Source organism: Vibrio sp. SCSIO 43155 (assembly GCF_023716605.1).
GTDB lineage: Bacteria > Pseudomonadota > Gammaproteobacteria > Enterobacterales > Vibrionaceae > Vibrio > Vibrio harveyi.
In genome coordinates this window covers 1,871,868-1,894,809 of record NZ_CP071853.1, presented here as the reverse complement: position 1 = coordinate 1,894,809, position 22,942 = coordinate 1,871,868, and the positions used below count along the sequence as shown (strand labels likewise).

The window sequence follows — 22,942 nt, the reverse complement described above, 5'->3', positions numbered from 1 at the left end:
GTCATTAATATCAATGAGCTAGAAGGGAATTAGTATTGTGACTTATATTCCATTTATTTTGAAATTAATAATGAAGCTTGAAAATAAACGAGAAGGGAATCAAATATTAATTGAAAAAGCCGGAAGAACATGACTGTTGCTTCCGGCTGTTATGTCTATGGTAATACGTTGCTATACCGTAATTACTTGAACGCCAGCTTCTTCTAGTGCTTTAAGTGTTGTTTCATCGGCACCTTGATCCGTAATTAGGGTATCAAGTTGAGAGGCAGAAGCCAGAAGCTTTCCGCCGTGTTTGCCTATCTTGCTACTATCGACTAATGCTACTAGACGATCACCGTATTCCAATAGTTTCTTCTCAGCCATGTAAACCAAGAGATCAGAAGTGTACACGCCAGCTTTCGAAACACCGGTACCTGTGAAGAAAACGTAACGACTTGAATAGTCGTCAGTATTTTCAGCATCTGGTGAGATGGTAATATGACGCTCTGGTAGATACTGCCCACCTAGAATGATCAAACTAGAATGTTTCTTCTGAATGAGTTGGTAAGCAAGTGGCATAAAGTTGGTCACCACTTGAATGTTGCTGCCAGCTAAATAGTCACCCAACAATAACGTTGTGTTACTGCCACTTACCACCACACTATCACCTTCATCACACATTTCAGCGGCGGCTTGGGCAATCCGAGATTTAGCTGCAAAATTCTCAATGTCTTTTTCTGAAGGAATGAAATGAGAAGCAACATGAGATTGTGTGGCTACTTGTTCTGATTTAATCACTTCCGCACCATTGCGGATCTTAGTGAGTTTCCCGTCTTCTGCGAGTTTTGTTATGTCGCGTCGGGCTGTTGATAGAGAAATATCAAGCATCTCAACGTAGTCGCTCGTGCTGATATACGTGTGATTTTCTAGATACTCCAAAAGCCTTCTATGACGCTGAGCTTCATTCATAGTTAAGTCCTTGATTTTTGTTTTGACCAATTTTGACCGAATTTGACGTTTTGAGCAAATAAAAAATCAAAATGACGTTTTTTGAATTGTTTGTGACCGATTTTTGTGATCTTTAGCTTGTTTTGAATCATTTTAAGTCAAAAATGACTTTACGTGACGTTATTTGACCGTTTATAGTCATTTTGCGTCATAAAGAGTCATTGGAGACCAAAATGAAGTATCAAGCAATCATTATCGATTTAGATGGCACACTGTTAAATGACCATAATCAGATCAGTAGTAACAATATCGAAGCGATCAAACTTGCGATTAGTGAAGGTTATAAAGTCACATTAGCAAGTGGTCGTCCACATAACCTGATGCTTCCTTTTGCCAAGCAGCTTGGCATTGAACTGCCGATGATTTGCTGTAATGGCGCCTACCAGTTTGACCCTGTTCAAGGCAGCATCAATGATAGCCAAGTCATTGGTTCAAATGCACTCAATGCATTACTCGACACTCTCAATATTGGTCAGTTTTACTTCACGCTTTACTGCGAAAACGGCATTTTTGCGACTCAACAATCTGAACACTTCTTAGGTCTTCAGCAACAGATGTTGGCACTGGGCGTTGAGGACAACATGAAAATTGTACCGAGTGTTCGTTCACTACTTAATGAATGTGGTGATGTATATAAAGTCTTGGTCTCTAGCGAAGACAAAGTCGCTCTCTGTGAATTACGTGATGTGCTGATTCATCATCATGTACAAGCCGATCTTTCAACGCCGAACAAGCTTGATATCACAGCGAAGGGAGCGAACAAAGGCACCGCAACTCTTCACCTACTTAATCAACTCAACCTGAATCCGAAATACACCATTGCTTTTGGTGACGGAGACAACGATGCAGAAATGTTACGCGTTGTTGGAGAACCCGTAGCAATGGAAAACGCTAGTCCAGCCATTCGTGGGTTAGCGAACTTAATTGTCACAGATAACAACGGTTGCGGCATTGGGCAGTACCTCAGATTGATCGTGTCTGAAGGTCAGCATTCATGCCAACACTCTTACTTCTATTAAGGAAACACAATGAAAAAAGTAAAAATCGCAGCAGGTCTTGCACACGTAGATTACGGCCACATCGCAGATATCGTAAAAGAAGTGTCTGACGCGGGTGCGGATTACATTCACTGTGATGCTGCTGATATGCATGATTTGAAAAACATGCAGCTTATGGGTGGTCATCAAATCGTTGAAGGTATTCGTCAGTACACGGATAAGCCAATCGAAGTCCACGCTTACTTTAAAGATTGTGATCGTCTATTTGTAGAAAAGATTGCTAAAGCTGGCGCAGACATGCTGATTCTTCCAGCAGAGAACTTCTTGGGTGCGCCATTGGCGTACATGATGAAGTACTGCCGTGACTACAACATGAAGTTTGGTCTAACCGTTGGCTGTTTTACTCCTGTCTCTTTCGTTAAAGAAGCAATTTACTACCTAGACCGACTACACATTGTTATTCATGGCGTGAACAACGATGAATGGTTATGGCGTGAGTCTGCGATTGAAATGATTCGCGAAGCGCGTCAGCTAATTAACGAGCGTAACCCTAACTGTGAATTGTGTGTTGACGGTGGTATCCGTAACCACAACCTAGAGCCGCTGTTGAAAGAAGACATTGATGTGATGGTGGCATCAACCAACATCTTCGGTCACAAAGAAGGCATTACAGCTGGCGTAAAAGATTTCCGTGCTGCACTGAATGCTGCTGAAGAAGCCGTTGCCGCTGAACTAGCTTAATTAGAGTTAATGGTGTCGGGCTGAACTTCCCCCTCGAAATGCTCCGGCTCGACACCAACCAAGGAATTGCCATGACACATTTTAATCACTACCAACCGACTAAGCTGAGCTTTGGCCCGGGCAATGTGAGCCAAATTGGTCATATGATTGCCAAATACGGTCGACGCTGTTTGATTGTCTCTGAACCGATATTTGAAGCAGTTAAACCAGCTTATGAGCGTATTTTTGCTTTGCTTGCCGAACAAGATATTCATGTAACGCACTTCGATGGCGTTGTACCTAATCCGCCAACGACGGTTGTTGAGCTTGGACGACAAGTTGGTATCGAAGCTGACTGTGACGTTGTACTTGCCATTGGCGGTGGTTCATCGATCGATACCGCGAAGATCATCGCAGCAACCATGAAGGTTGACACAATTGATTGGGCACACTGGTTTAAAAATTATGATTCGCCTTTTGGTGATATTAAGGCGCTGCCAGCATCAACTGTGCCTTTGATTGCGATACCAACAACATCTGGAACGGGCTCTCAGGTTACTCATGCAGCGGTTATTACTGATCTTGATAGCCACTCAAAACTGACATTGTTCCATCCTGATTTTTATCCATGTGAAGCCATTATTGATCCTGAATTAATGCTGACCTTACCACCTCGTATGACAGCGATGACTGGTTTTGATGCGTTTTCACATGCGTTTGAGTCGTACACCGGCACAAAACCTTCACCATTAGTTGATAGTTTGGCGCTAGAAGCCATGAAGCTGGTGGTAGAAAACTTGCCTGCGGTTGTGAAGAACGGCTCCGATATCGAAGGTCGTTGTCGATTGGCAAGCGCTGATACGTTGGCTGGGATCTCCTTGGCTAATGGTGGCGCAGGCGCACCGCATCCTCTAGGGGAAATCTTAGGTAGTAGAAAAACGAATTTACCTCATGGTTTGACACTAGCGGTGGTTTATCCCGCTTATGTTCAACTGCAATGGCGTAAACAACCAGAACGTTACGCAAAAGTTGCTGAGCTATTTGGTGCCGTGGGAAGCACTGAAGAAAAAGCGCAATCGCTAGCAACGCACTTAGTCACGTTTTTAGGGCAAATTGGTTTAGAGCACAACCTAACGCAGGTAGGAGTCACAGAGGAAGACGTAAAGGCATTAGAACCAGCGTTTTGCTTCAACCTACCTTTGACAACGGGCGAAGAGATGAAAACGATTCTGCACGCCAGCTTGGTATAGCAGAACAAAAAGGGGTTGAGAACATGGAAAACGAAGTAAAAACAATGAAATTTGCAGCGTTGAATGTGGATAGAGAGGACATCAAACGTCGTGATATTCAAGCGTTAATCTTCGATTTCGATGGTCTACTCGTCGATACAGAAACCTGTTTGTTTAGGGCCTGGGAAGCTCTAATGAAGCCATTCGGGATTGATGTTTCGCCACTCCAGGTTGCTGGTCTAGTTGGGAGCTCAGTACCAGCAACCTCTCTTTGTGACCTTTATCGATATCATTCAAAGCAAGTGTTATCTGATGATGAAATCAGACAACAAGTCTTTAGTCATGCTTATCGACTGATTGCACTTCAAACAGAACGAAAAGGTGTTCGCTGCTATCTAGACACAGCAAAGCAAATGGAGCTTAAGATGGCGTTAGCAACAAGTTCTGAATACGAGCATTACATGCCGATTCTGAAGCGCCTGAATTTAGAACATTACTTTGACTGTTTCACCGGAGCAGAAGAAATCTCGATTGAACGTCGTAAGCCATCTCCGGACGTTTATCTCACTAGCCTAGAAAAACTCGGAGTTTCTGCCAGTCAAGCCATTGCCTTTGAGGACTCTCCTCCAGGAGTTACAGCGGCTCGAGCGGCAGGTATTTCAACAGTTGCGGTAACCAATTACCTGACTCAGCACTTAGATGTCTCGCATGCAGACATTGTTTTATCGTCAATGAGTCAAATTTCGCTAGCGCAATTGATTATCAACTTATCGAGATAGAGTTATGAACAAATTAGAACAATTGAAAAAATACACAACGGTTGTTGCTGATACTGGTGACATTGATGCGATTGCTGCATTCCAGCCTCAAGATGCGACGACAAACCCTTCATTAGTGCTTAAAGCGGCAGAGATGCCTCAATACGATCACTTGATTGTAGATGCGATTGAATGGGCGAAAAAACAAAGCGCAGATAGAGCACAGCAGATCATCGATGCAAGCGATAAATTGGCGGTCAACATCGGCGTGGAAATCTTAAAAACCGTACCAGGGCGTATCTCTACTGAAGTTGATGCTCGCTTATCATTTGATAAAGAATCCAGTTTGGTGAAAGCGCGAAAATTGATCGCCATGTACCAAGAAGCTGGCATTGAGAAAGCGCGCATTTTGATCAAGCTGGCGTCAACATGGGAAGGCATTCGTGCAGCAGAAGTACTCGAAAAAGAAGGCATTAACTGTAACCTAACGCTGCTGTTTAACTTTGCTCAGGCAAAAGCGTGTGCAGAAGTGGGGGCATTCCTTATCTCTCCATTTGTTGGTCGTATCTTAGATTGGTACAAAAACAATACTGATCAAAAAGAATACCTTCCACATGAAGACCCGGGTGTTGTCTCGGTTTCTAAGATTTACAACTACTACAAAGATCATGGCTACAACACTGTGGTTATGGGCGCTAGCTTCCGTAATGCTGACGAAGTGCTCGCTCTAGCTGGCTGTGATCGTCTGACGATTGGTCCTGCAATCTTAGATCAACTTGCAGCGCAAGAAGGTGAGGTTGAACCAAAGCTTTATGCTCAACGCACGAATGTGAACCCTGCGCCAACGGCAATGACTGAAGCTGAGTTCCGTTGGGAAATGAACCAAGATCCAATGGCGACAGAGAAGTTGTCTGAGGGTATTCGTAACTTTGCCGTAGACCAAGGCAAACTAGAAGCAATGATTGAAGCACGTCTGTAAGGAGCAGTGAAGATGATCTCTCGAAATAAACTTGCAGACACGATTCGTGTATTGAGTATGGATGCGGTGCAAAAAGCTGGCTCTGGTCACCCTGGTGCACCGATGGGCATGGCGGATATTGCGGAAGTTCTGTGGCGTGATTTTCTAAAACATAATCCCACCAACCCTAATTGGCCGGATCGTGACCGTTTCATTCTTTCTAACGGTCATGGCTCTATGCTGATTTACAGCTTATTGCATTTGTCTGGCTATGATTTGACGATGGCAGATATTCAATCTTTCCGTCAGTTGCATGCTAAGACTGCGGGACATCCAGAATATGGTTATGCACCGGGGATTGAAACAACGACTGGTCCGCTAGGTCAAGGCATTACCAATGGGGTTGGTATGGCACTCGCTGAGAAGGTATTAGCTGATCAGTTTAATCGTCCTGGTCATGATATCGTTGACCACCACACCTATGTGTTTATGGGTGATGGCTGCATGATGGAAGGCATTTCCCACGAAGCTTGTTCGTTAGCTGGCACACTAGGTTTAGGCAAGCTGATTGCGTTTTGGGATGACAATGGCATTTCAATTGATGGCGAGGTTGAAGGATGGTTTTCGGATGATACGCCTAAACGTTTTGAAGCATATGGTTGGCACGTCATTGCGGATGTTGATGGTCATAACGCTCAATCAATTCGCCAAGCGATTCTAGAGGCTCAGGCAGAAACCAGTAAGCCAACGTTAATTTGCTGTAAAACCATTATTGGCTTTGGATCGCCAAACAAATCAGCAAGCCACGATTGTCATGGTGCACCGTTAGGTGAAGAAGAGGTAGCGCTAGTACGTCAAAACCTAGGTTGGGAATACGCCCCGTTTGAAATCCCGCATGAAATCTATCAAGCGTGGGATGCCAAAGTTGCAGGTAAAGATGCGGAAGCGCAATGGGCGAATCGCTTTGTGGAATATGAATCGGCATACCCAGAGCTGGCAGCAGAGTTTAATCGTCGAGTAAAGGGCGACCTACCAGAAAACTGGGCTCAAATCAGTGAAGATGTGATTAAAACTTTGCAAGCCAAACCTGCGACTATCGCGACTCGCAAAGCATCGCAAAACGCGATTGAGACCTTCGGCGCGCACTTACCTGAATTCCTAGGTGGCTCGGCAGATCTAACTCCATCAAACCTAACGAATTGGTCTGGTTCAAAAGCAATTACCGCTCAGGATGCTTCAGGTAATTACCTTAGTTACGGAGTTCGTGAATTTGCCATGTCAGCCATGATGAATGGCATTGCTCTCCACGGCGGTTTTATTCCTTATGGCGGCACATTCTTAATGTTTATGGAATACGCACGTAATGCATTGCGTATGGCCGCATTGATGAAGCAACGCAGCATCTTTGTCTACACGCATGATTCAATTGGTTTGGGTGAAGATGGTCCAACGCATCAACCTGTGGAACAAATCGCATCACTGCGTTTAACGCCAAACATGAGCACATGGCGTCCTTGTGACCAAGTCGAGACCGCAGTCGCTTGGAAAGCCGCTGTCGAGAGAACGGATGGTCCAACTTCACTGATTTTCTCGCGCCAGAATCTTGTTCAATTTGAGCGTGATGAGGAGACATTAGAAAACATCGCGAAAGGTGGTTACATCTTGTCCGACTGTGACGGTGAACCTGAGCTTATTCTCATTGCCACGGGGTCTGAAGTTGCTCTTGCTATGGACGCAAAGGCGCAGTTGAACAATGTTCGCTGTCGTGTGGTTTCGATGCCTGCAACCGACGTGTTTGACGCGCAGAGTGCACAATACCAGCAACACGTTCTCCCAACCAATGTGACCAATCGTATCGCGATTGAAGCTGGTATTCGAGATTACTGGTTTAAGTACGCGGGCTTACAAGGAGAGATCATCGGTATGACGAGCTTTGGTGAGTCTGCTCCTGCTGATCAGCTCTTTGAAATGTACGGCTTTACTGTGGCAAACGTTGTGGATACTGCCAAGCGTATGATGGAGAACGCGTAATGGAAACTTTCATCACAAATACGGTGGATGAATGTGTCAGAGTTAAGGCTGCGAAAGCAGCCTTGGACCACATTCTACAAAATGTCACTCCAGATACGGTTATTGGAATTGGTACAGGTGCAACAGCAGAAGTATTTGTCCAATTATTGGCAGCTAGTGGCGTGGCGTTTGCTCACTGTGTATCAAGTTCAGAACGCTCTTCTAAAGCCATCCAGAGTTCAGGTTTGAAAGAAATCCCTCTCGCAGACTGCTTGTACGTGGATTATTACGTTGATGGCATTGATGAAGGGTTAACAAACGGCATCACAATCAAAGGTGGGGGCGCGGCTTTAGGGCGTGAAAAAGTCATTGCCTCTATGACTAAGTGCTTTATCACCATCTCAGATGAAGGACGTTTAGTGGAGACGTTGGGGAGATTCCCTCTGCCAATTGAAGTCCTCCCAGCGGCGAAAATGCCAGTTATTCTCGCCTTAAAATCCCTTGGTGGCCGTCCTTTGCAACGCCCTGATTGCGTTACTGATAATGGCAATATTATTTTGGATGTTTCTGGTCTAGATATGAGTGAGCCAACCGAATTAGAACAGCGACTGAACTCCCTTTCAGGTGTGGTTGAGAATGGCATATTTTCTCAATGCCGTGCGCACTATATGGCGTTTTCAAATACACAAGGCGTTCGTTGGTTATCGGTAAATTGAGAGCCTGATAACAAGTTTATTAATAACCTCTTCTTGGCTAGGGATTTAAGGGATTAAACATGATGGAAAGCAAGTTTTCGACAGAAGCAATCGAGTATCTTGAACAGCATATTAATGAGTTACTTAACGATTTATCTGAGCTAGTTGCTATTCCATCAGTACGTGATTTGACGACACAAACAGAGAATGCTCCGTTTGGTTATCAAATTAGGCAAGCGTTTGATTACTTAATCAAATTTGCTGAAAGAGAAGGTTTAGAAGTGCGTGATCACCAAGGTTATGCTTTGGATATAAGCTTTGGGCAAGGTGATCAAGAAATCGCTCTGCTGCACCATGTTGATGTGGTGCCAGCAGGGGATGAGATGCTATGGCGAACGCCGCCATACCGTATGACTAAAATTGATAACATGGTTTTTGGACGAGGCGTAACAGACAACAAAGGTCCACTGATTGCTAGCTTGTACATCCTCAAGTTGTTTAAACAACTTACTGTCCCTCTCAATAAGAAAATAAGAGTCATTATTGGCGGTGCAGAAGAGACAACTTGGGAATGTGTAGAGCATTACTTTCAACACAATCCGCAGCCAGAATATGGCTTTTCTCCAGATGGCGACTTCCCAATCGTCAACGGTGAAAAGGGTATTTTGTATGCGTCATTGGGGAAGCAATTTTCTGCCAGAAGCAGTGATAGCGCATGCCAAATTAGACGCATCGAGAGTGAACGAGATAGAACATCCACTTGTCACTTTTTGGTGCTTGAATTGGCAGGCTCTAGTGCTGAAAAAGTAGCGCATCAGTTTGCTGCTTTTGCTGATGTGATTGACTGTCATTCACATTACCGCGTTGAGATTTCAACGCCGTGGGAGAAATCCCGCAACCCGCATAAAGTTGATAACTGCATGGACAAGTTCGTCAACGTTATGCGTCATGTGGAAGGATTAGATCCAAACTCTGCCAGCTTGGTCCACTTGCTTGATTCCCACTTTGCAAATGACTACGTCGGGCATAAGTTAGGTCTATACCATAACGATGATGAGATGGGATACACAACGTGTTGTGTTTCTGCCATCAACATGGATTCGCATGGCTACAATTTGGATTTTGATTTTCGGTTTCCTAAAGGACTGAGTATCGAGAGAGTTCGTTCCCAATTACTGGCTTTATCCCAACAAGCTGGTGTGAACTTTGTCGAACATCAGTACTTACCTCTATCCTACCTCTCTCCCGAAAGTGCCCTTATCCAAGCGATGGGGAAAGCTTATTCCGATGTTACTGGAACGGATGCAAATTGCTTTAGTAAAGGCGCGGCTTCGTACGCGCGTGCATTGGAGCATGGAGTAGCTTTTGGACCAACTTTCCCTGAAGAAGTGACCTTTGTGCACGAGCCAAATGAACAGCTCAACCTAGAGTCACTAATAAAAGCAATAACGATATACGTGAAAGTTCTCATATCACTTCAGGAGTAAATTATGAGAGATAAGGTTCAAGCACTTGCCGGCGGTATGATGGTTTCCATCATTGTACTGGTCATTGCAGGTATTTTTATAGGGATAGGCGCTGGCGTTGTAAACCAAATGTCAGCTCAAGACTCTGTCATTTTTGCGTTCTTCAAACTGATGCTCGATCTTGGTTTGATGGTAATGCGAAACCTACCACCATTCTTTGCGATTGGTTTAGCCTTTGCCTTGTCAAAATCTGAAAAAGGTTGGGCAGCATTTACAGGCTTTACCATGTTTATGTGTTTCAACGTCGCGATTGGTTCCATTGCCGCTTTTAACGGCTGGACACCGGAAACGACCAGTGTTGATTACCTTGTTAACAACATGGGTTACGACAAAGTTGCCGCACAAAATTTCAATTCACTATGGGGTGAAAACCTAGGCGTATTCTCATACAACATGGGGATCTTTAGCGGGATCATTGTGGGCTGTATCACAGCGGCACTGCACAACCGTTTCTACAAATTTGAAATGCCAGCAATGTTGAGCTTCTTCTCTGGTCCACGTGCTGTCGTAATCTTTGCTTATCTTGCGATTATGCCGATCAGCTTTGTCGCTTATCATGCTTGGCCACCGATCGCGGGTGGGCTGCAATCTATCACGACGCTTATTACTAGCTCGGGTATCTTTGGCTCTTTCCTATTCGGCGTGTTTGATAAGGGGTTACTACCATTTGGTCTCCACCATCTCATCGCCTTCCCAATTGAATACACTCGTGTGGGTGGGGTAATGGAAATTGATGGCGTTGTGTACGAAGGTGTACGTAATATCATGAATGGTCAAATGAGCTCCCCTGAGGCAACTGGTTACATCACACATAACTTTACTAGTGGTCGTATTCCAATTCAGATTGGTGGTCTTACAGGTGCGGCTTATGCGATGTATGTCACCGCGAAACCACAAAACAAAAAGAAAGTCGCTGCGATTATGATCCCTGCCGTATTTACTGCAGCAGTTATCGGGATCACAGAGCCACTTGAATACACTTTCTTGTTTGTTCAACCATTCTTGTTCTTTGCTGTGCACGTGCCATTAAATGGTTTGGCTTATGTCATTACTGAGATGTTTGGCGTCTCTATTCATGGTAACCAACTGTTGTTTATGGTGCCAAATCTACTGCAGCCAGAGAAGGTACATGCTTGGGCGTTGCTATGGATTATCCCACTGTACTTCGTTGTTTACTTCTACACATTTAAGTACGTGATTCTGAAGTTCAACTCTAAAACACCAGGTCGTGAAGAGGACGATGATGCAGATATCGCTCTTTACTCAAAAGCAGACTTCAAGAAGAAAAAAGAGCAGAACTCTGCAGGTCTTCCAGTCGAAATTATTAAAGCGCTGGGTGGTGCTGAGAACATCGATAACGTTTCAAACTGCGCCACACGCTTAAGGGTTTCCCTACATGATGAAACGTTAGCGGCAGCAGATGATGTCTGGAAAAAACAACTGAATGCAATTGGCGTGGTGAGAATGCCAAAAGGAATTCAGGTCATCTACGGTGCGAACGTTATTACCATTGCGTCAGGTATTAAAGAAGCGCTGGGCGTCGACTCTTAATCATTCCCCCCTACAAATAAAAAACCAATAACAAGTGAACCCTCCTGTGGTGCGAGCACCACGGGTAGGGATTTCTGTACCCAAAATATGGAAATATAATTATGAAAAATATAACAAAAGTGTCCCTAACCTTGCTTGCAGTGAGTATTTCTGGTGCGCTACACGCAACCGAAGCCCCTACATGGTCTGAAAGAAACCCAATCGTGTTTTGGGGTGATCGTGCAAATGAAGATTGGAGCTACGTAGACAATCTTGCGGAGAGCGAAAAGAGCTTTTCAGAGAAGTTAAAACGCCTTGATATTACTGATGATGGAGAGTGGAAAGTTTCATTTAGCGGTAACATTAAAGCGGCTTTTGATAATCGTTGGAATCATATGTATGACTCTGATGTACGTAAGAAAAATGAGTTCCGTAGCCGAATGCAGTTTGCTACTGATGTGACATACCAAGATTGGGCTCGAATCTACGGTGAAATCCGCACCAACTACACCAACTTAGATAACCCTGGTCCGGTAGATGATGCTGGTACTGACTTCCACCAACTATTCACAGAGTTCAAGTTGCTCGATGATGGTGAACAGTATTTGAGTACACGTTTAGGACGCCAAGAGATCTACCTCAATGAATGGCAAATGATGAACCGAGAACCAACACCCGTGCAATCGAGTTGGAATGCGGCGAGTGCCAAATACAGAGTGAATGGCATCAACTTTGATGTTTATTACGGTGAAGAAGTCTTCCCATTGCGCAAAGATGGCAGTTGGAGTGGGAACTGGGATGACAAAACCAACGGAAAAACCTCCACTGGTATCTTTGCGAATTGGCGCACGGACTATGGCGCAATGCAGGCTTATTTCATGAGCAATGACGTGACCAACAGTTCATTCGTTAATGCTCCTGATGGGGATGTGGATATTCAAGTACTGGGCTTGCACGCACATGATTTTGTTCGTGAAGGTTTCGGGTACATGGTTGATGGTGTTTATCAGTTTGGTGACCATGCTGGCAAAGATATTTCAGCGTATATGGCTTATGCAGATCTGAACTACAACTGGAGTGCAGATTGGAATGTACGTGCAGGTTTAAACCTTCATTATGCATCGGGAACAAGCAAGGATAGCGATAAAGTGAACACGTTCAACCCACTATGGACGGGGGATCCTCTAGGTTTTGCTCATGACGGGGCTTACGGTAACGCGATGCAGGTTGGCGGTTATTCAGTTATTGAGTACATGCCAAAACAGAGCATTATCACTGGCTTTATGTCAACGTGGCGCGCCGATACAGACGATGCGATTTATACCTTAAATCAGGATATTTTGTTCGGTGAAAACTCTGATGAAAAATACGCTTACACTCAATTTTATCTGCAGTTCCACAACTACATTACGGGCAACCTAAAAACGGAGTTGAACCTGTACTATGCGTTGGATAGTGACTATACGCGTGATGTTGTCGGTCCTCAAAGCGATAACATTACTCGTGCCGAAATCGCAGTGATCTACAACTTCTAGTATTGCGATAGACGATAAATATCCAAGCATACTGCTTTTATCTGTCCTATTTGCCTTGATTAAGGCACGTCATGTTTTTTAAGCAGCAATTTTGCCCAGTCGACATGCTGGGCTTTTTTATTGGAAAATTGGGAAGTGCTCAGTGGATACCATTAGTTTTGCTTGTACTTATGCAGCAAATCTAACGGGATATGGCAGTAGTCGTTTGGAAAGCGTGTGAGTCGGTCTTGATGCTCATCATCACTTGGCACGTAGTTCGTGAGTGGCAGCACCTCTACGGCGATCTTATCGGCATCTGGTCTTGCAGCGATAAATGCTTTGGCAATCGCTAGGTGTTGTTCGTTTTGACTATAAACACCGGTACGGTACTTCTCACCTACGTCTTCACCTTGCTTGTTAACACTGTGCGGGTCGATGATCTCAAACAGATACCCCATTAAAGTTTCAACCGACACTTGTTCAGGGTCGAACTGGGTTTTCACGCATTCCGCGTAGCCATCGTATTCGGTTTGAGTGTTGTCCGTCGTGCCATTTGCTCGTCCTGCTTCGGTGCTGATTACGCCCGGAAGGTGACGCATAAATTCTTGAACGCCCCAAAGGCAGCCGCCTGCGAAGTAAATTTCTTCCATCATTCTGTCCTGAAAAACTTTGCGCCATTATGGGCATCACTTTCATTCAAACACAACTCCAACCATAAAACAGGAACAACTCAGAAGTGATTTGCTCTCTTTTTTGTGCTGTGTTTCCTCGCTAGATTGAGCGCAGTTAAGAGCTAGGGGGAATCCTAATGAAAATAGAACATATCGCGATTTGGACTGAACGTTTGGAAGAGCTAAAAGCCTTCTATGAGAAATACTTTAACGCGGTGTCTAACGACAAATACCACAATCCAACCAAGCAGTTTTCATCTTACTTTCTTTCGTTTGAAAGTGGCGCACGATTGGAGTTGATGTCGATGGAAGGTGTGACCGCCTGTGAAAAATCTCATGCAATGCAGGTCACAGGGTTGGCACACTTTGCCTTCGCCTTAGGATCAGAGCAGGCGGTGGACCAACTAACCAAAACCTTAGTAGATGATGGCTACCAATGGGTCGACGGTCCGAGACAAACAGGTGATGGTTATTATGAAAGCTGCATCTTAGATCCGGATGGCAACCGTCTTGAGCTTACGGTGTAACGCAGCTTAGCTTATTTCTATCGTTCACAGGGTGCTTTCATATGAAAGTGTTCGGGCGTATACTGCAAGCTCATCAATAAGGAGCGAGCCTGTGAACTCAAGACAAAATGAAATCCTGCAATTGGTTAATGACCGCAAACGCGTTCAAGTGACGGAGCTTTCTGACATCATTGGCGTGTCGGGCGTGACCATCAGGCAGGATTTGAACTTCCTTGAGCAACAAGGCTACTTAAAGCGCGTACACGGCGCTGCGATGGCGCTACAAAGTGACGATATTGATACGCGACTCGAAGTGCGTTTCGACATCAAACAAGCGTTAGCCAACAAAGCGGCAGACTTGGTATCACCAAACGAAACTGTATTGATCGAAGGCGGCAGTGCTAATGCGCTCTTGGCTCGCACATTGGCTGAACGTGGTGACGTCACCCTCATTACTCCATCAGCGTACATCGCCCACCTCATCCGTAACACCTCAGCTAACATCATCTTGCTTGGTGGTGTGTATCAGCATCAAGGCGAGAGCTTGGTTGGACCGCTGACTAAGCTGTGTATTGAGAACATTCATTTCAGCACGGCTTTCTTGGGTATTGACGGTTTCCATCAAGACACAGGCTTTACTAGCCGAGACATGATGCGTGCAGAAATAGCTGAAACCATCATTGCGAAAAAGCGCCGTAATATCGTGCTGACGGACTCAAGCAAGTTTGGGCAAATCTACCCATCTTCGATTGGTAAAACGAGTGAAATCTCTGTGTTGTTAACCGACAAAGCCGCTCCGAAAAGCGACCTCGAACAGTTGAGAAAGCAAGGCGTGGAAGTGGCGTTGGGTTAAGCCGACTCACGAACAATGAGTTTGGGAGGCAGGATCAAGCTGTAAGGTTCGCTGTCTTCTTGCTTGAGTTGATTGATCAATCGTTTTGCCGCTTGTCTTCCCATCTCTCGTGCATTGGAATTAACGAAGGTGAGCGGTGGTTCAATTAACTCTGCTTCTTCAACGTCATCAAAACCAATCACCGATACTTGTTCGCCGATAAACTGATCTTTACCGATGGATCGCCCTGCTCGATGTATGCCATAAACCGCGCCTAGTGCCGTCGAGGAATGGTGACAAAGAACCGCGGTAATCTGTGGATGTTCCAACAACAATTGCTGCACAGTTTGAGCGGCAGACGCTTGGCTTTTCTCACACTCGACCACCCACTCTGGTTTGAAAGGCAAACCAAACTGCATCAGGGTTGAACAATACCCACCAATACGCTCAGCACGACACAAAGAACTGCTCGCGCCACCGACATAAGCGATTCTGCGATGCCCTTGCTTAACCAGATGCTCCGTCGCTAACTTGGCTGCATACATGTTGTCTGGTCCCACGTAGTCGATTTGCTTATCCACCGAAGCGCGTGAAATGCATACCATTGGCAGATTGTGCTGCTTGAGGTTTTCGACGTTGAACTGCTGGCTTTCACCAATCGGGCAAAAGGCAATACCACCGACACCTTGGCGTGCCATGGTTAATACACACTTCTCAAACTTTTCTTGGCTATCCCCACTTTGAGCCAGAAACAGCATGTAACCTTGCTGCTCGATTTCTTCACTCAATCCTGCTGCGACTTCTGCGTAATAGGGATCACTGATGTCTTTGAGGATCAATCCAATGATTTCGCTGGAATTGGATCGTAGGTTGGCAGCGGCACGGTTACGGATATAGCCGAGCTCTTCTACCGCAGCGTTGACCTTTTCTATTGTGTCTGGAGAGATCCGCCCTTTATTCCCCAACACCATAGAGACGGTGGTAACTGACACGCCAGCATGTTTAGCGACTTCTGTAATGGTCACTTTTTTTGACGACATAGATTCACTTTATGGATTAGAAAAACGTTTTATCATCAAACTGTAACCCTATTAGGTTGATTTTAAAAGCCCTACACAGTTTGTGGAAAAAGATATCTAACTCGATCACAGAATTTTTGGTAAAACGTTTTATCAAAATTTTTAGCAGCGTATATTGAGTGCATAAAAACAACACTTCATGCGCACATAATGTGATGTGTATGAGCCCTACAAGTTCTCAATTTCCGGAGACAAACTATGTCTAAAAGCAATAAATCGACCATGTGGGAGTTCTTGCAAAGCCTCGGCAAGACCTTCATGTTGCCAGTCGCGCTGCTGGCATTCTCAGGTATTCTTCTTGGTGTCGGCAGCTCGTTTTCTAGCGCCGCAATCAAAGAAGCCATCCCATTTTTAGACAACACCCCTCTGCAATACCTGTTTATGTGGATGACCAAAATCGGTCTTGTCGCATTCATCTACTTGCCTGTGATGTTCGCAGTAGCTATCCCGCTTGGATTAGCGCGTGAAGAAAAAGGCGTGGCAGGTTTCGCGGGTTTTGTTGGTTATGCTGCCTTCAACCTTGCGATCAACTTCTTCCTAACCGTCGCTGGTGTACTAGACAGTGAAGCGGAACGTGCCGCTTACGGTGTGAAAAGCATCATCGGCATTGAATCGATTGATACTGGTATCCTTGGCGCGGTAATCGTTGGTGTGATTGTTGCGAAACTTCACCAGCGCTTTTACACCTTCAAAATGCCAGATGCGCTAGCGTTCTTTGGTGGCGCTCGTTTTGTGCCAATCATTTCTGCATTGGTACTGGGCGTTGTCGGTGTGTTTATCCCATTCGTATGGCCTTACTTTGCTGCAGGCATCAATGGTATCGGTCATGTGATTGAAGGCGCGGGTGATTTCGGTCCTATGCTGTTTGGTACAGGCGAACGTTTATTGCTGCCAATCGGTCTTCACCATATCTTGGTTGCGCTGATTCGATTCACTGAAGCAGGCGGTACTATGGACGTCTGTGGCCAAACCGTGTCTGGCGCATTAAACATCTTCTACTCTGAATTGTCTTGTCCTGACACAACGGCATTTACACCGGAAGTCACGGCATTCTTGTCTCAAGGTAAAATGCCAACTTTCCTAGGCGGTTTACCGGGTGCAGCTCTTGCGATGTACCACTGTGCTCGCCCTGAGAACCGTTCAAAAATCAAAGCACTGCTTATCTCTGGCGTCGTAGCTTGTGTGGTAGGCGGTATCACTGAGCCGCTTGAATTCTTGTTCCTATTCGTTGCGCCAGTGCTTTACTTTGTCCATGCGATTCTGACTGGTCTGGGCTTTATGGTGATGGGCTTGCTTGATGTCACCATCGGTAACACAGACGGCAACCTGATTGACTTCTTGGTGTTCGGTATCCTGCAAGGCACGGCAACGAAATGGTACTTAGTACCGCTGGTGGCGGGTGTTTGGTTCGTGGTTTATTACTCAGTATTTAAGTTTGCGATCACTAAGTTCAACCTAAAAACACCAGGTCGTGAAGTCGATACGGCGGAAGTGGACAAAGAGCTTGAAGCGGCATTCATCAACGAATCTGGCAAAGGTGCCGCAGTATTGGCAGCCCTTGGTGGCAAAGAGAACATCACGGCTTTGGATAACTGCATCACTCGTCTTCGCTTGTCTGTTAACGATATGAGTTTGGTCGACGACGCGAAGTTGAAAGCCAACGGTGCGTTGGGTGTAGTGAAGCTTGATGAGCACAACCTGCAAGTCGTGATTGGCACGCAAGTTCACCTAGTGAAGAATGAAATGCAAGCCATCATGTCTGCTAGCTAATCATTGCTTTGATAGATGCTCCCCCTCGGCACAATCTCCATCCTCCCCCCCAATGAGATTGTGACGAGGGACCTTAATATTGGAATATTCGTATGACTCAGAATTTCGACTTTGATACACCGATTGATCGCACTGGCACTTACTGCACGCAGTGGGACTACGTTCAGGATAGATTTGGTAAAGCGGGTCTACTCCCGTTTACCATTTCAGATATGGATTTTGCTGCGCCAGAGCCTGTAATGAATGTGCTTAAACAACGTTTAGAGCATCCGGTATTAGGTTATAGCCGCTGGAATCATGAGGATTTTAAGTCCGCGATTCGCTACTGGTATCAGACTCGCTTTGACTGCGAAATCGATACTCAGCAAGTGGTGTACGGACCTTCGGTTATCTACATTGTGTCAAAGTTGATTGAGCAATGGAGTCAGCCGGGGCAGGGCGTGGTGTTCCATACGCCAGCTTATGATGCGTTCGACAAAATGATTGAAGGGCAAGACCGTACGTGCGTTCGCAGTCCGCTCATCAAACAGCAGGGTCGATTTGAAATTGACTGGCAAGATCTGGAAACCAAACTCGCTGACCAGAATAACACAGTGCTGTTGTTGTGCAGCCCTCACAACCCAACAGGGCGAGTGTGGCGCCAAAGCGAGTTGGAAAAGATGGCGGAGCTTTGCAACCAACACCAAGTCAAAGTGATTTCCGATGAAATCCACATGGATGTGTGCTTTAAGCGTCACGTCCCTTACGTGGGGTTTGGTTGTTCACAAGATTGGGCTGTCGTCACATCGGCGTCTAAATCATTCAATATTCCAGCCTTGAATGGCGCGTATGCGTTGATCGCGGATTCACCAACTCGCGAACGTTATCTGCATAAACTCAAAGAGGTGGATGGTCTTTCATCGCCTTCTATTATGGGCGTGCTTGGTACGATGGCGGCTTATCGTCACGGAGAACCTTGGTTAAAGGCGCTCAACGAGTATGTGTTGGCTAACCATCAATACGTGAAAGAAGCACTGGAAAGCGCCTTTCCTGAAGTGAGTTACCTTGTCCCAGACGCGACCTATTTAGCATGGATTGACTTATCTGTTTTGAATCTAGATATGACGCTGCTTAATCAGGCGTTAATTGAGCAATTCAATATTGCCATCATGTCTGGAGATGTTTATGGCGATTCTGGGAAAGGCTATCTCAGAATCAATCTGGGTTGCCCAAGAAGCAAAGTCGAGCAGGGCGTTTCAGCTTTGATTCAAGCGATCAAATTGCAGTGTTAAAACACCGCGGGAGAGAGTGAGATGTCACTGTTCAAGTTAGATAACGTGATTCAAAACTACGCTTGGGGAAGTAAAGAGTCGATTTCTAAACTATTTGGCATCGACAATGCGAAACATCAACCTCAAGCTGAAATTTGGATGGGAGCGCACCCTAATGGTTGCTCGCGCCTCGCAGCAACTGGTGAGTTATTATCTGATGTGATTGCGAGAGACAAAGCAAGCATGTTTGGTGATTACACCATGATGCGTTTCGGTGAACTTCCGTACCTATTCAAAGTGCTTGCGGCGGATTCTCCGCTCTCGATTCAAGTTCATCCTAACAAGCGAAAAGCTGAGCTTGGTTTTGCACGAGAGAATGAACAAGGTATTCCACTTGATGCTCCTAATCGCAACTACAAAGACGCTAATCACAAGCCAGAGTTAGTCTACGCACTGACTTTCTACAAGGCGATGAATGGCTTTCGTCCGATAGAACAGATACTGACGCTGTTCCGCCAATTTGGTATTCGCAGTTTAGATGGTAAGGTGGCAGCGTTAGCCGAGCACCCAAATCAAGACGGGCTGAAAGACTTCTTCACGGCGATCATGACCTTGAGCGAAGCTCATAAAATTCAAGCCTTGGCAGAATTGGACGCGGCATTAGAGCGTGGTCCAAAGACGGCATTGGAAAGAGAAGTGCTCAGTTATGTGGCTGAGTTTCAAAAGCATTACCCGAAAGACATTGGATTGCTGTCTCCGTTGATGTTGAACACGATAGAACTTGCACCTGGTGAAGCGATGTTTCTCCATGCCGAAACGCCTCATGCGTATGTGCAAGGTACAGCGTTGGAAATCATGGCGAATTCTGACAACGTGCTTAGAGCTGGGTTAACGCCCAAGTACATTGATGTGGATGAGCTTATCTCAAATACGGCATTTCACACCACGCAACCGGAACTGATTAAGCTGCCGCCAATTCATAAAGAGGGCAAGTTGAGCTATCCAATTCCGGTAGATGATTTTGGTTTTGACATTCTCTCTTCCGATGGCGAATGCAAACAACAGTTTGTGCGTGGTGCAGAGATTGTTTTTTGTGTTGAAGGCGAAGTTGAGATCATGACACTAGAGACAAGTCTGACCCTTAAAGCCGGAGAATCTGCATTTATCACTAACGATTGTAAGTTTTACCAATATCAAGGCAGTGGCTTGCTAGCAAGAGCGTATAACTGAGTGCTTTGTCTATCTCATACACTGAGACCGCTATTCCCGCGCTCTCAAATGGTTTGATGTTACTTGGGCATAAATGAAGTGACTGTGTACTACAGCGGTCGTTATGCCACTCTTTGTTTTCGCTTTGCCAGCATTGCAGCAGGAGAGAAACCTGTCACCAACATGGTTCCGCCTAGCACCAAAATTGTCCCTATGATGGTATTAAAACCGACAGGTTCACCCAGAATCAAGTAACCCCATAAAATACCAAAAACGGGGACAAGGAAAGTGACGGTCAAGGCAGAAGCAGGACCAATATCCGAAACTAAGCGGAAGTAGAGTAAATAAGCGAGACCGGTACACACAACGCCAAGAGCGATGACGGAGCTCCATTCAAAACTGCTTGGTTCAGCGCGCATCGGTAGAAAAGGCAATAACGGTAGAACCCAAATAACCGCTGCCCACATACTGCCGTGTGCATTGTCGAAAGCTGGAACTTGCGGAGCATTTTTAGTGTAGTTGGTTGCAATCCCATAGCTGAAAGAAGCCATTAGGCTTGCCCCGATGGGGAAGATAGCCTCTCTGCCGATGGTTGAAGAATCCAAGCCGACAAGTACAGCCACACCACCAATACCAATCATCATACCTAGAATGGCTTTTGCCGTTAAAGGACTGCGATACCAAACAAAACCAATTAACGCGCCCCATATCGGTGCGGTTGAGTTGAGAATGGCTAAGGTCGACGCATTTAGTGTTTGAGCAGCGTAAGCAAAAAGCAGAAAGGGCACGGCGCTGTTAAATAAGCCAATAATGAAAAAGTGCTTAATGTGTTTTGTGAAGGCAAGTTTCTTTTTGAGATAGAAAGCTATCAAGAGCAATGCTATTGCCGCAAATGCAACACGAAACTCGATTAAGTAAGCCGGTCCGAACGTATTAGCGGCGACTCGCATAAACAGAAACGAGCCACCCCAAATAGCAGCGAGACAAAGTAAGCGAAAAAAACTGGCTGCAGTCATGATACATCCTTGATCGAGGTCTAGCGCCCCATTGATTAATTGTTGCGCTAACAGTGGATTAAACCAAGGATGAGATCAACCAGAAATGCAATGTCAGTTCCGAATCTGGCTACCACTGACTTATTTTGATTGTCTTAAATTTCTTCTTTTGGAAACAAGATTGGCAGACTGTCTCTGTAGGTGTGGTACCACATCTTCCCGTGATCTAATTTTTTGTACTCGATGAGCGGTGGCAAATTAAAACCCATGTAGCCCTTCGATTGGATATGTTTATAGAAAGCATCAACCGATGGATGATTTCCGATGTTTGTTGAGCTCAATATAGCGGTGGCTTCTAACCATGGTGAAGCCTCGTAACGTTGCTCCTCCAAAGAATAGATGGTGTCATCAATGCGCCAAAATGACCCGTCAGAGATGATGAAATTTTTGAAGAACTCGACGCCGATGTCTTCCGTTAGCATGATATAGGCAGTTTTTGCGCCTCCAAATGAATGTCCAGCCAGTGTGCGTTCATTTGGATCAATATCGTATTCGGCTTCAACAATTGGGATGAGTTCTTGGGTTAAGAAAAGGTAGAAGTCATCGACGCCTGGTGGCAAATAATCAATGTTTCTGCGTCCAGGAGGACCTTCATGAATGGCGATTAGGATGACATCGAGTTCGGCATTGGCGATGAGGTTACCAAACCCCTGACCTGTCCCATTACCGTCGGAAACGTAGATGACGGGTAAAGATGTCGTGCGCTCTTCATAGTTTTCTGGCAAGTAGATGTCGTAGGGATAACTAACGCCAGTGATATTGGAAAAAATATTGTCTTGTATTTTTTCCGCAGGAACATATGCGGAGCTGCTGTCAACAGAGGAGCCATCTCCCCCGCCACATGCCGATAATACAACCCCTATTGAAAGGGCGATGAACCAACGCTTCAAAACTTCCATGTTTTACCTTTGCTTTTGTATTTAAAGAACAAAAACAACTGTATAAGATTTAACCGCTCTAAAAGCCCCGCGTTATCAATAAATGAGAAGGCGAGGCGAGCTGGTTTGTAACTCTTCGAGTCAACTATCGAATGTAATGGTACGTTGCTGTTTTACTTGTCATTAATTATTGTTTTACCTGTCATTAATTAATGGTTTTCAGACCAGACCGCGAATTCATTGCCACCTGGTTCGGTGAAATGGAAACGACAACCGCCGGGAAATTCGAAGATCGGACGAATTACTTGCCCCCCGAACTGTTCGACTTTAGCTAACGTAGCGTGAATATCTGAGCTATAGAACACCAGTAGTGCCGCCCCATTTGTTGTTTGGCTCACTTGCTCTGCTGCAAAAAAGCCACCGTCTAAACCTTGATCTGAAAAGGCGCTGTACTCTGGACCATAATCAACGAAGCCCCATCCAAAGGCTTGCTCGAAAAACTGTTTAGTCGCATTGATGTCTCGCGTGCCAAACTCAACGTAATTTAACTTTTCATCTTGGTGCATTCTGGTGTCCTTTTCATCGCTGTGCTTTTCTGTCAGTGTATTAACTCTTCCGTCGAGTTTCTCAGCCCGAGTCTAGGTTTTATTAATCAAACCGATAAAACCTCAAAAATTTCATTGGTTCTCCCTATTAAATCTATCGTTATTTCCCATTAAACAAATGTAATTGTTGAAGATATATTCTCGGTGGGCAGAAAAGAGCTT

The 22,942-nt window shown here is 45.3% G+C and carries 21 protein-coding genes; 15 read left to right on the top strand and 6 right to left on the bottom strand.

The genetic code is table 11. The annotated features are described in order from the left end of the window. Positions 1 to 171: 171 nt before the first annotated feature. The gene (ulaR, locus tag J4N44_RS25320; RefSeq protein ID WP_005453036.1) at positions 172 to 948 is read right to left on the bottom strand and encodes an HTH-type transcriptional regulator UlaR; all 777 of its coding nucleotides are present in this window, start codon (positions 946 to 948) and stop codon (positions 172 to 174) included. A gap of 212 nt (positions 949 to 1,160) precedes the next feature. Here ulaR and J4N44_RS25315 point away from each other — a divergent pair, with 212 nt between their 5' ends. The 10 genes from J4N44_RS25315 (at position 1,161) to J4N44_RS25270 (ending at position 12,946) form a co-directional block, all read left to right on the top strand. Next, positions 1,161 to 2,006, top strand: a complete 846-nt coding sequence (locus J4N44_RS25315; protein WP_069687812.1) for a Cof-type HAD-IIB family hydrolase — start codon at positions 1,161 to 1,163, stop codon at positions 2,004 to 2,006. A 9-nt stretch (positions 2,007 to 2,015) separates the two neighbouring features. Continuing rightward, positions 2,016 to 2,726: a ribulose-phosphate 3-epimerase gene (locus tag J4N44_RS25310; protein ID WP_005453033.1), complete on the top strand. Its 711-nt coding sequence runs from the start codon at positions 2,016 to 2,018 to the stop codon at positions 2,724 to 2,726. Positions 2,727 to 2,797: 71 nt separating this feature from the next. Further along, positions 2,798 to 3,955 carry an iron-containing alcohol dehydrogenase gene (locus J4N44_RS25305; protein WP_005453032.1) on the top strand — a complete coding sequence of 386 codons (1,158 nt, stop codon included), beginning with the start codon at positions 2,798 to 2,800 and terminating at the stop codon, positions 3,953 to 3,955. Between the two features lie 23 nt (positions 3,956 to 3,978). Further along, positions 3,979 to 4,713, top strand: a complete 735-nt coding sequence (locus J4N44_RS25300; RefSeq protein ID WP_017189624.1) for an HAD family hydrolase — start codon at positions 3,979 to 3,981, stop codon at positions 4,711 to 4,713. A 4-nt stretch (positions 4,714 to 4,717) separates the two neighbouring features. Next, positions 4,718 to 5,671 carry a transaldolase gene (tal, locus tag J4N44_RS25295; protein ID WP_252045389.1) on the top strand — a complete coding sequence of 318 codons (954 nt, stop codon included), beginning with the start codon at positions 4,718 to 4,720 and terminating at the stop codon, positions 5,669 to 5,671. Positions 5,672 to 5,683: 12 nt separating this feature from the next. Then, complete coding sequence (gene tkt / locus J4N44_RS25290) at positions 5,684 to 7,681, top strand: transketolase (RefSeq protein WP_252045388.1); 1,998 nt, start codon at positions 5,684 to 5,686, stop codon at positions 7,679 to 7,681. Further along, positions 7,681 to 8,376, top strand: a complete 696-nt coding sequence (gene rpiA / locus J4N44_RS25285; protein ID WP_009697920.1) for a ribose-5-phosphate isomerase RpiA — start codon at positions 7,681 to 7,683, stop codon at positions 8,374 to 8,376. The genes tkt and rpiA overlap by 1 nt, the downstream gene beginning before the upstream one ends. 59 nt (positions 8,377 to 8,435) lie before the next feature. After that, entirely contained in the window at positions 8,436 to 9,842 is a 1,407-nt protein-coding gene (locus J4N44_RS25280; RefSeq protein ID WP_252045387.1) for a Sapep family Mn(2+)-dependent dipeptidase, read from the top strand. Positions 9,843 to 9,845: 3 nt separating this feature from the next. Further along, positions 9,846 to 11,432, top strand: coding sequence for a PTS transporter subunit EIIC (locus J4N44_RS25275; protein ID WP_005453012.1), 1,587 nt, complete (start codon positions 9,846 to 9,848; stop codon positions 11,430 to 11,432). Between the two features lie 101 nt (positions 11,433 to 11,533). Beyond that, entirely contained in the window at positions 11,534 to 12,946 is a 1,413-nt protein-coding gene (locus tag J4N44_RS25270) for an alginate export family protein (RefSeq protein ID WP_005453010.1), read from the top strand. 152 nt (positions 12,947 to 13,098) lie between these two features. Here J4N44_RS25270 and J4N44_RS25265 read toward each other — a convergent pair whose 3' ends face one another. Next, complete coding sequence (locus J4N44_RS25265; protein ID WP_038899326.1) at positions 13,099 to 13,575, bottom strand: peptide-methionine (S)-S-oxide reductase; 477 nt, start codon at positions 13,573 to 13,575, stop codon at positions 13,099 to 13,101. Positions 13,576 to 13,733: 158 nt separating this feature from the next. On the opposite strand from J4N44_RS25265, the gene J4N44_RS25260 reads away from it, so the two are divergent. Both J4N44_RS25260 and J4N44_RS25255 read left to right on the top strand, forming a co-directional pair. After that, positions 13,734 to 14,123: a VOC family protein gene (locus J4N44_RS25260; protein WP_005453003.1), complete on the top strand. Its 390-nt coding sequence runs from the start codon at positions 13,734 to 13,736 to the stop codon at positions 14,121 to 14,123. A 91-nt stretch (positions 14,124 to 14,214) separates the two neighbouring features. Continuing rightward, positions 14,215 to 14,955 (top strand): DeoR/GlpR family DNA-binding transcription regulator, encoded by a 741-nt coding sequence (locus tag J4N44_RS25255; RefSeq protein ID WP_050902639.1) that lies wholly within the window; start codon positions 14,215 to 14,217, stop codon positions 14,953 to 14,955. Here J4N44_RS25255 and malI read toward each other — a convergent pair. Further along, complete coding sequence (gene malI / locus J4N44_RS25250; RefSeq protein ID WP_005453001.1) at positions 14,952 to 15,974, bottom strand: Mal regulon transcriptional regulator MalI; 1,023 nt, start codon at positions 15,972 to 15,974, stop codon at positions 14,952 to 14,954. The genes J4N44_RS25255 and malI overlap by 4 nt on opposite strands. Before the next feature lie 237 nt (positions 15,975 to 16,211). Between malI and malX the strand changes: the two genes are divergently transcribed. The 3 genes from malX (at position 16,212) to manA (ending at position 20,263) form a co-directional block, all read left to right on the top strand. Next, positions 16,212 to 17,783, top strand: a complete 1,572-nt coding sequence (gene malX / locus J4N44_RS25245) for a maltose/glucose-specific PTS transporter subunit IIBC (protein WP_005436347.1) — start codon at positions 16,212 to 16,214, stop codon at positions 17,781 to 17,783. 92 nt (positions 17,784 to 17,875) lie between these two features. Next, positions 17,876 to 19,054, top strand: a complete 1,179-nt coding sequence (locus J4N44_RS25240; protein ID WP_252045386.1) for a MalY/PatB family protein — start codon at positions 17,876 to 17,878, stop codon at positions 19,052 to 19,054. A gap of 21 nt (positions 19,055 to 19,075) precedes the next feature. After that, positions 19,076 to 20,263: a mannose-6-phosphate isomerase, class I gene (gene manA / locus J4N44_RS25235; RefSeq protein ID WP_252045385.1), complete on the top strand. Its 1,188-nt coding sequence runs from the start codon at positions 19,076 to 19,078 to the stop codon at positions 20,261 to 20,263. 101 nt (positions 20,264 to 20,364) lie between these two features. Here manA and J4N44_RS25230 read toward each other — a convergent pair whose 3' ends face one another. From J4N44_RS25230 to J4N44_RS25220, 3 genes are all read right to left on the bottom strand, one after another. Beyond that, positions 20,365 to 21,258: a DMT family transporter gene (locus J4N44_RS25230; RefSeq protein ID WP_050902581.1), complete on the bottom strand. Its 894-nt coding sequence runs from the start codon at positions 21,256 to 21,258 to the stop codon at positions 20,365 to 20,367. 134 nt (positions 21,259 to 21,392) lie between these two features. Next, on the bottom strand, positions 21,393 to 22,196 hold the full coding sequence (locus tag J4N44_RS25225) for an alpha/beta hydrolase (protein ID WP_005452997.1): 804 nt from the start codon (positions 22,194 to 22,196) through the stop codon (positions 21,393 to 21,395). 188 nt (positions 22,197 to 22,384) lie between these two features. Continuing rightward, the gene (locus J4N44_RS25220; RefSeq protein ID WP_172581126.1) at positions 22,385 to 22,741 is read right to left on the bottom strand and encodes a VOC family protein; all 357 of its coding nucleotides are present in this window, start codon (positions 22,739 to 22,741) and stop codon (positions 22,385 to 22,387) included. Positions 22,742 to 22,942: the final 201 nt, after the last annotated feature.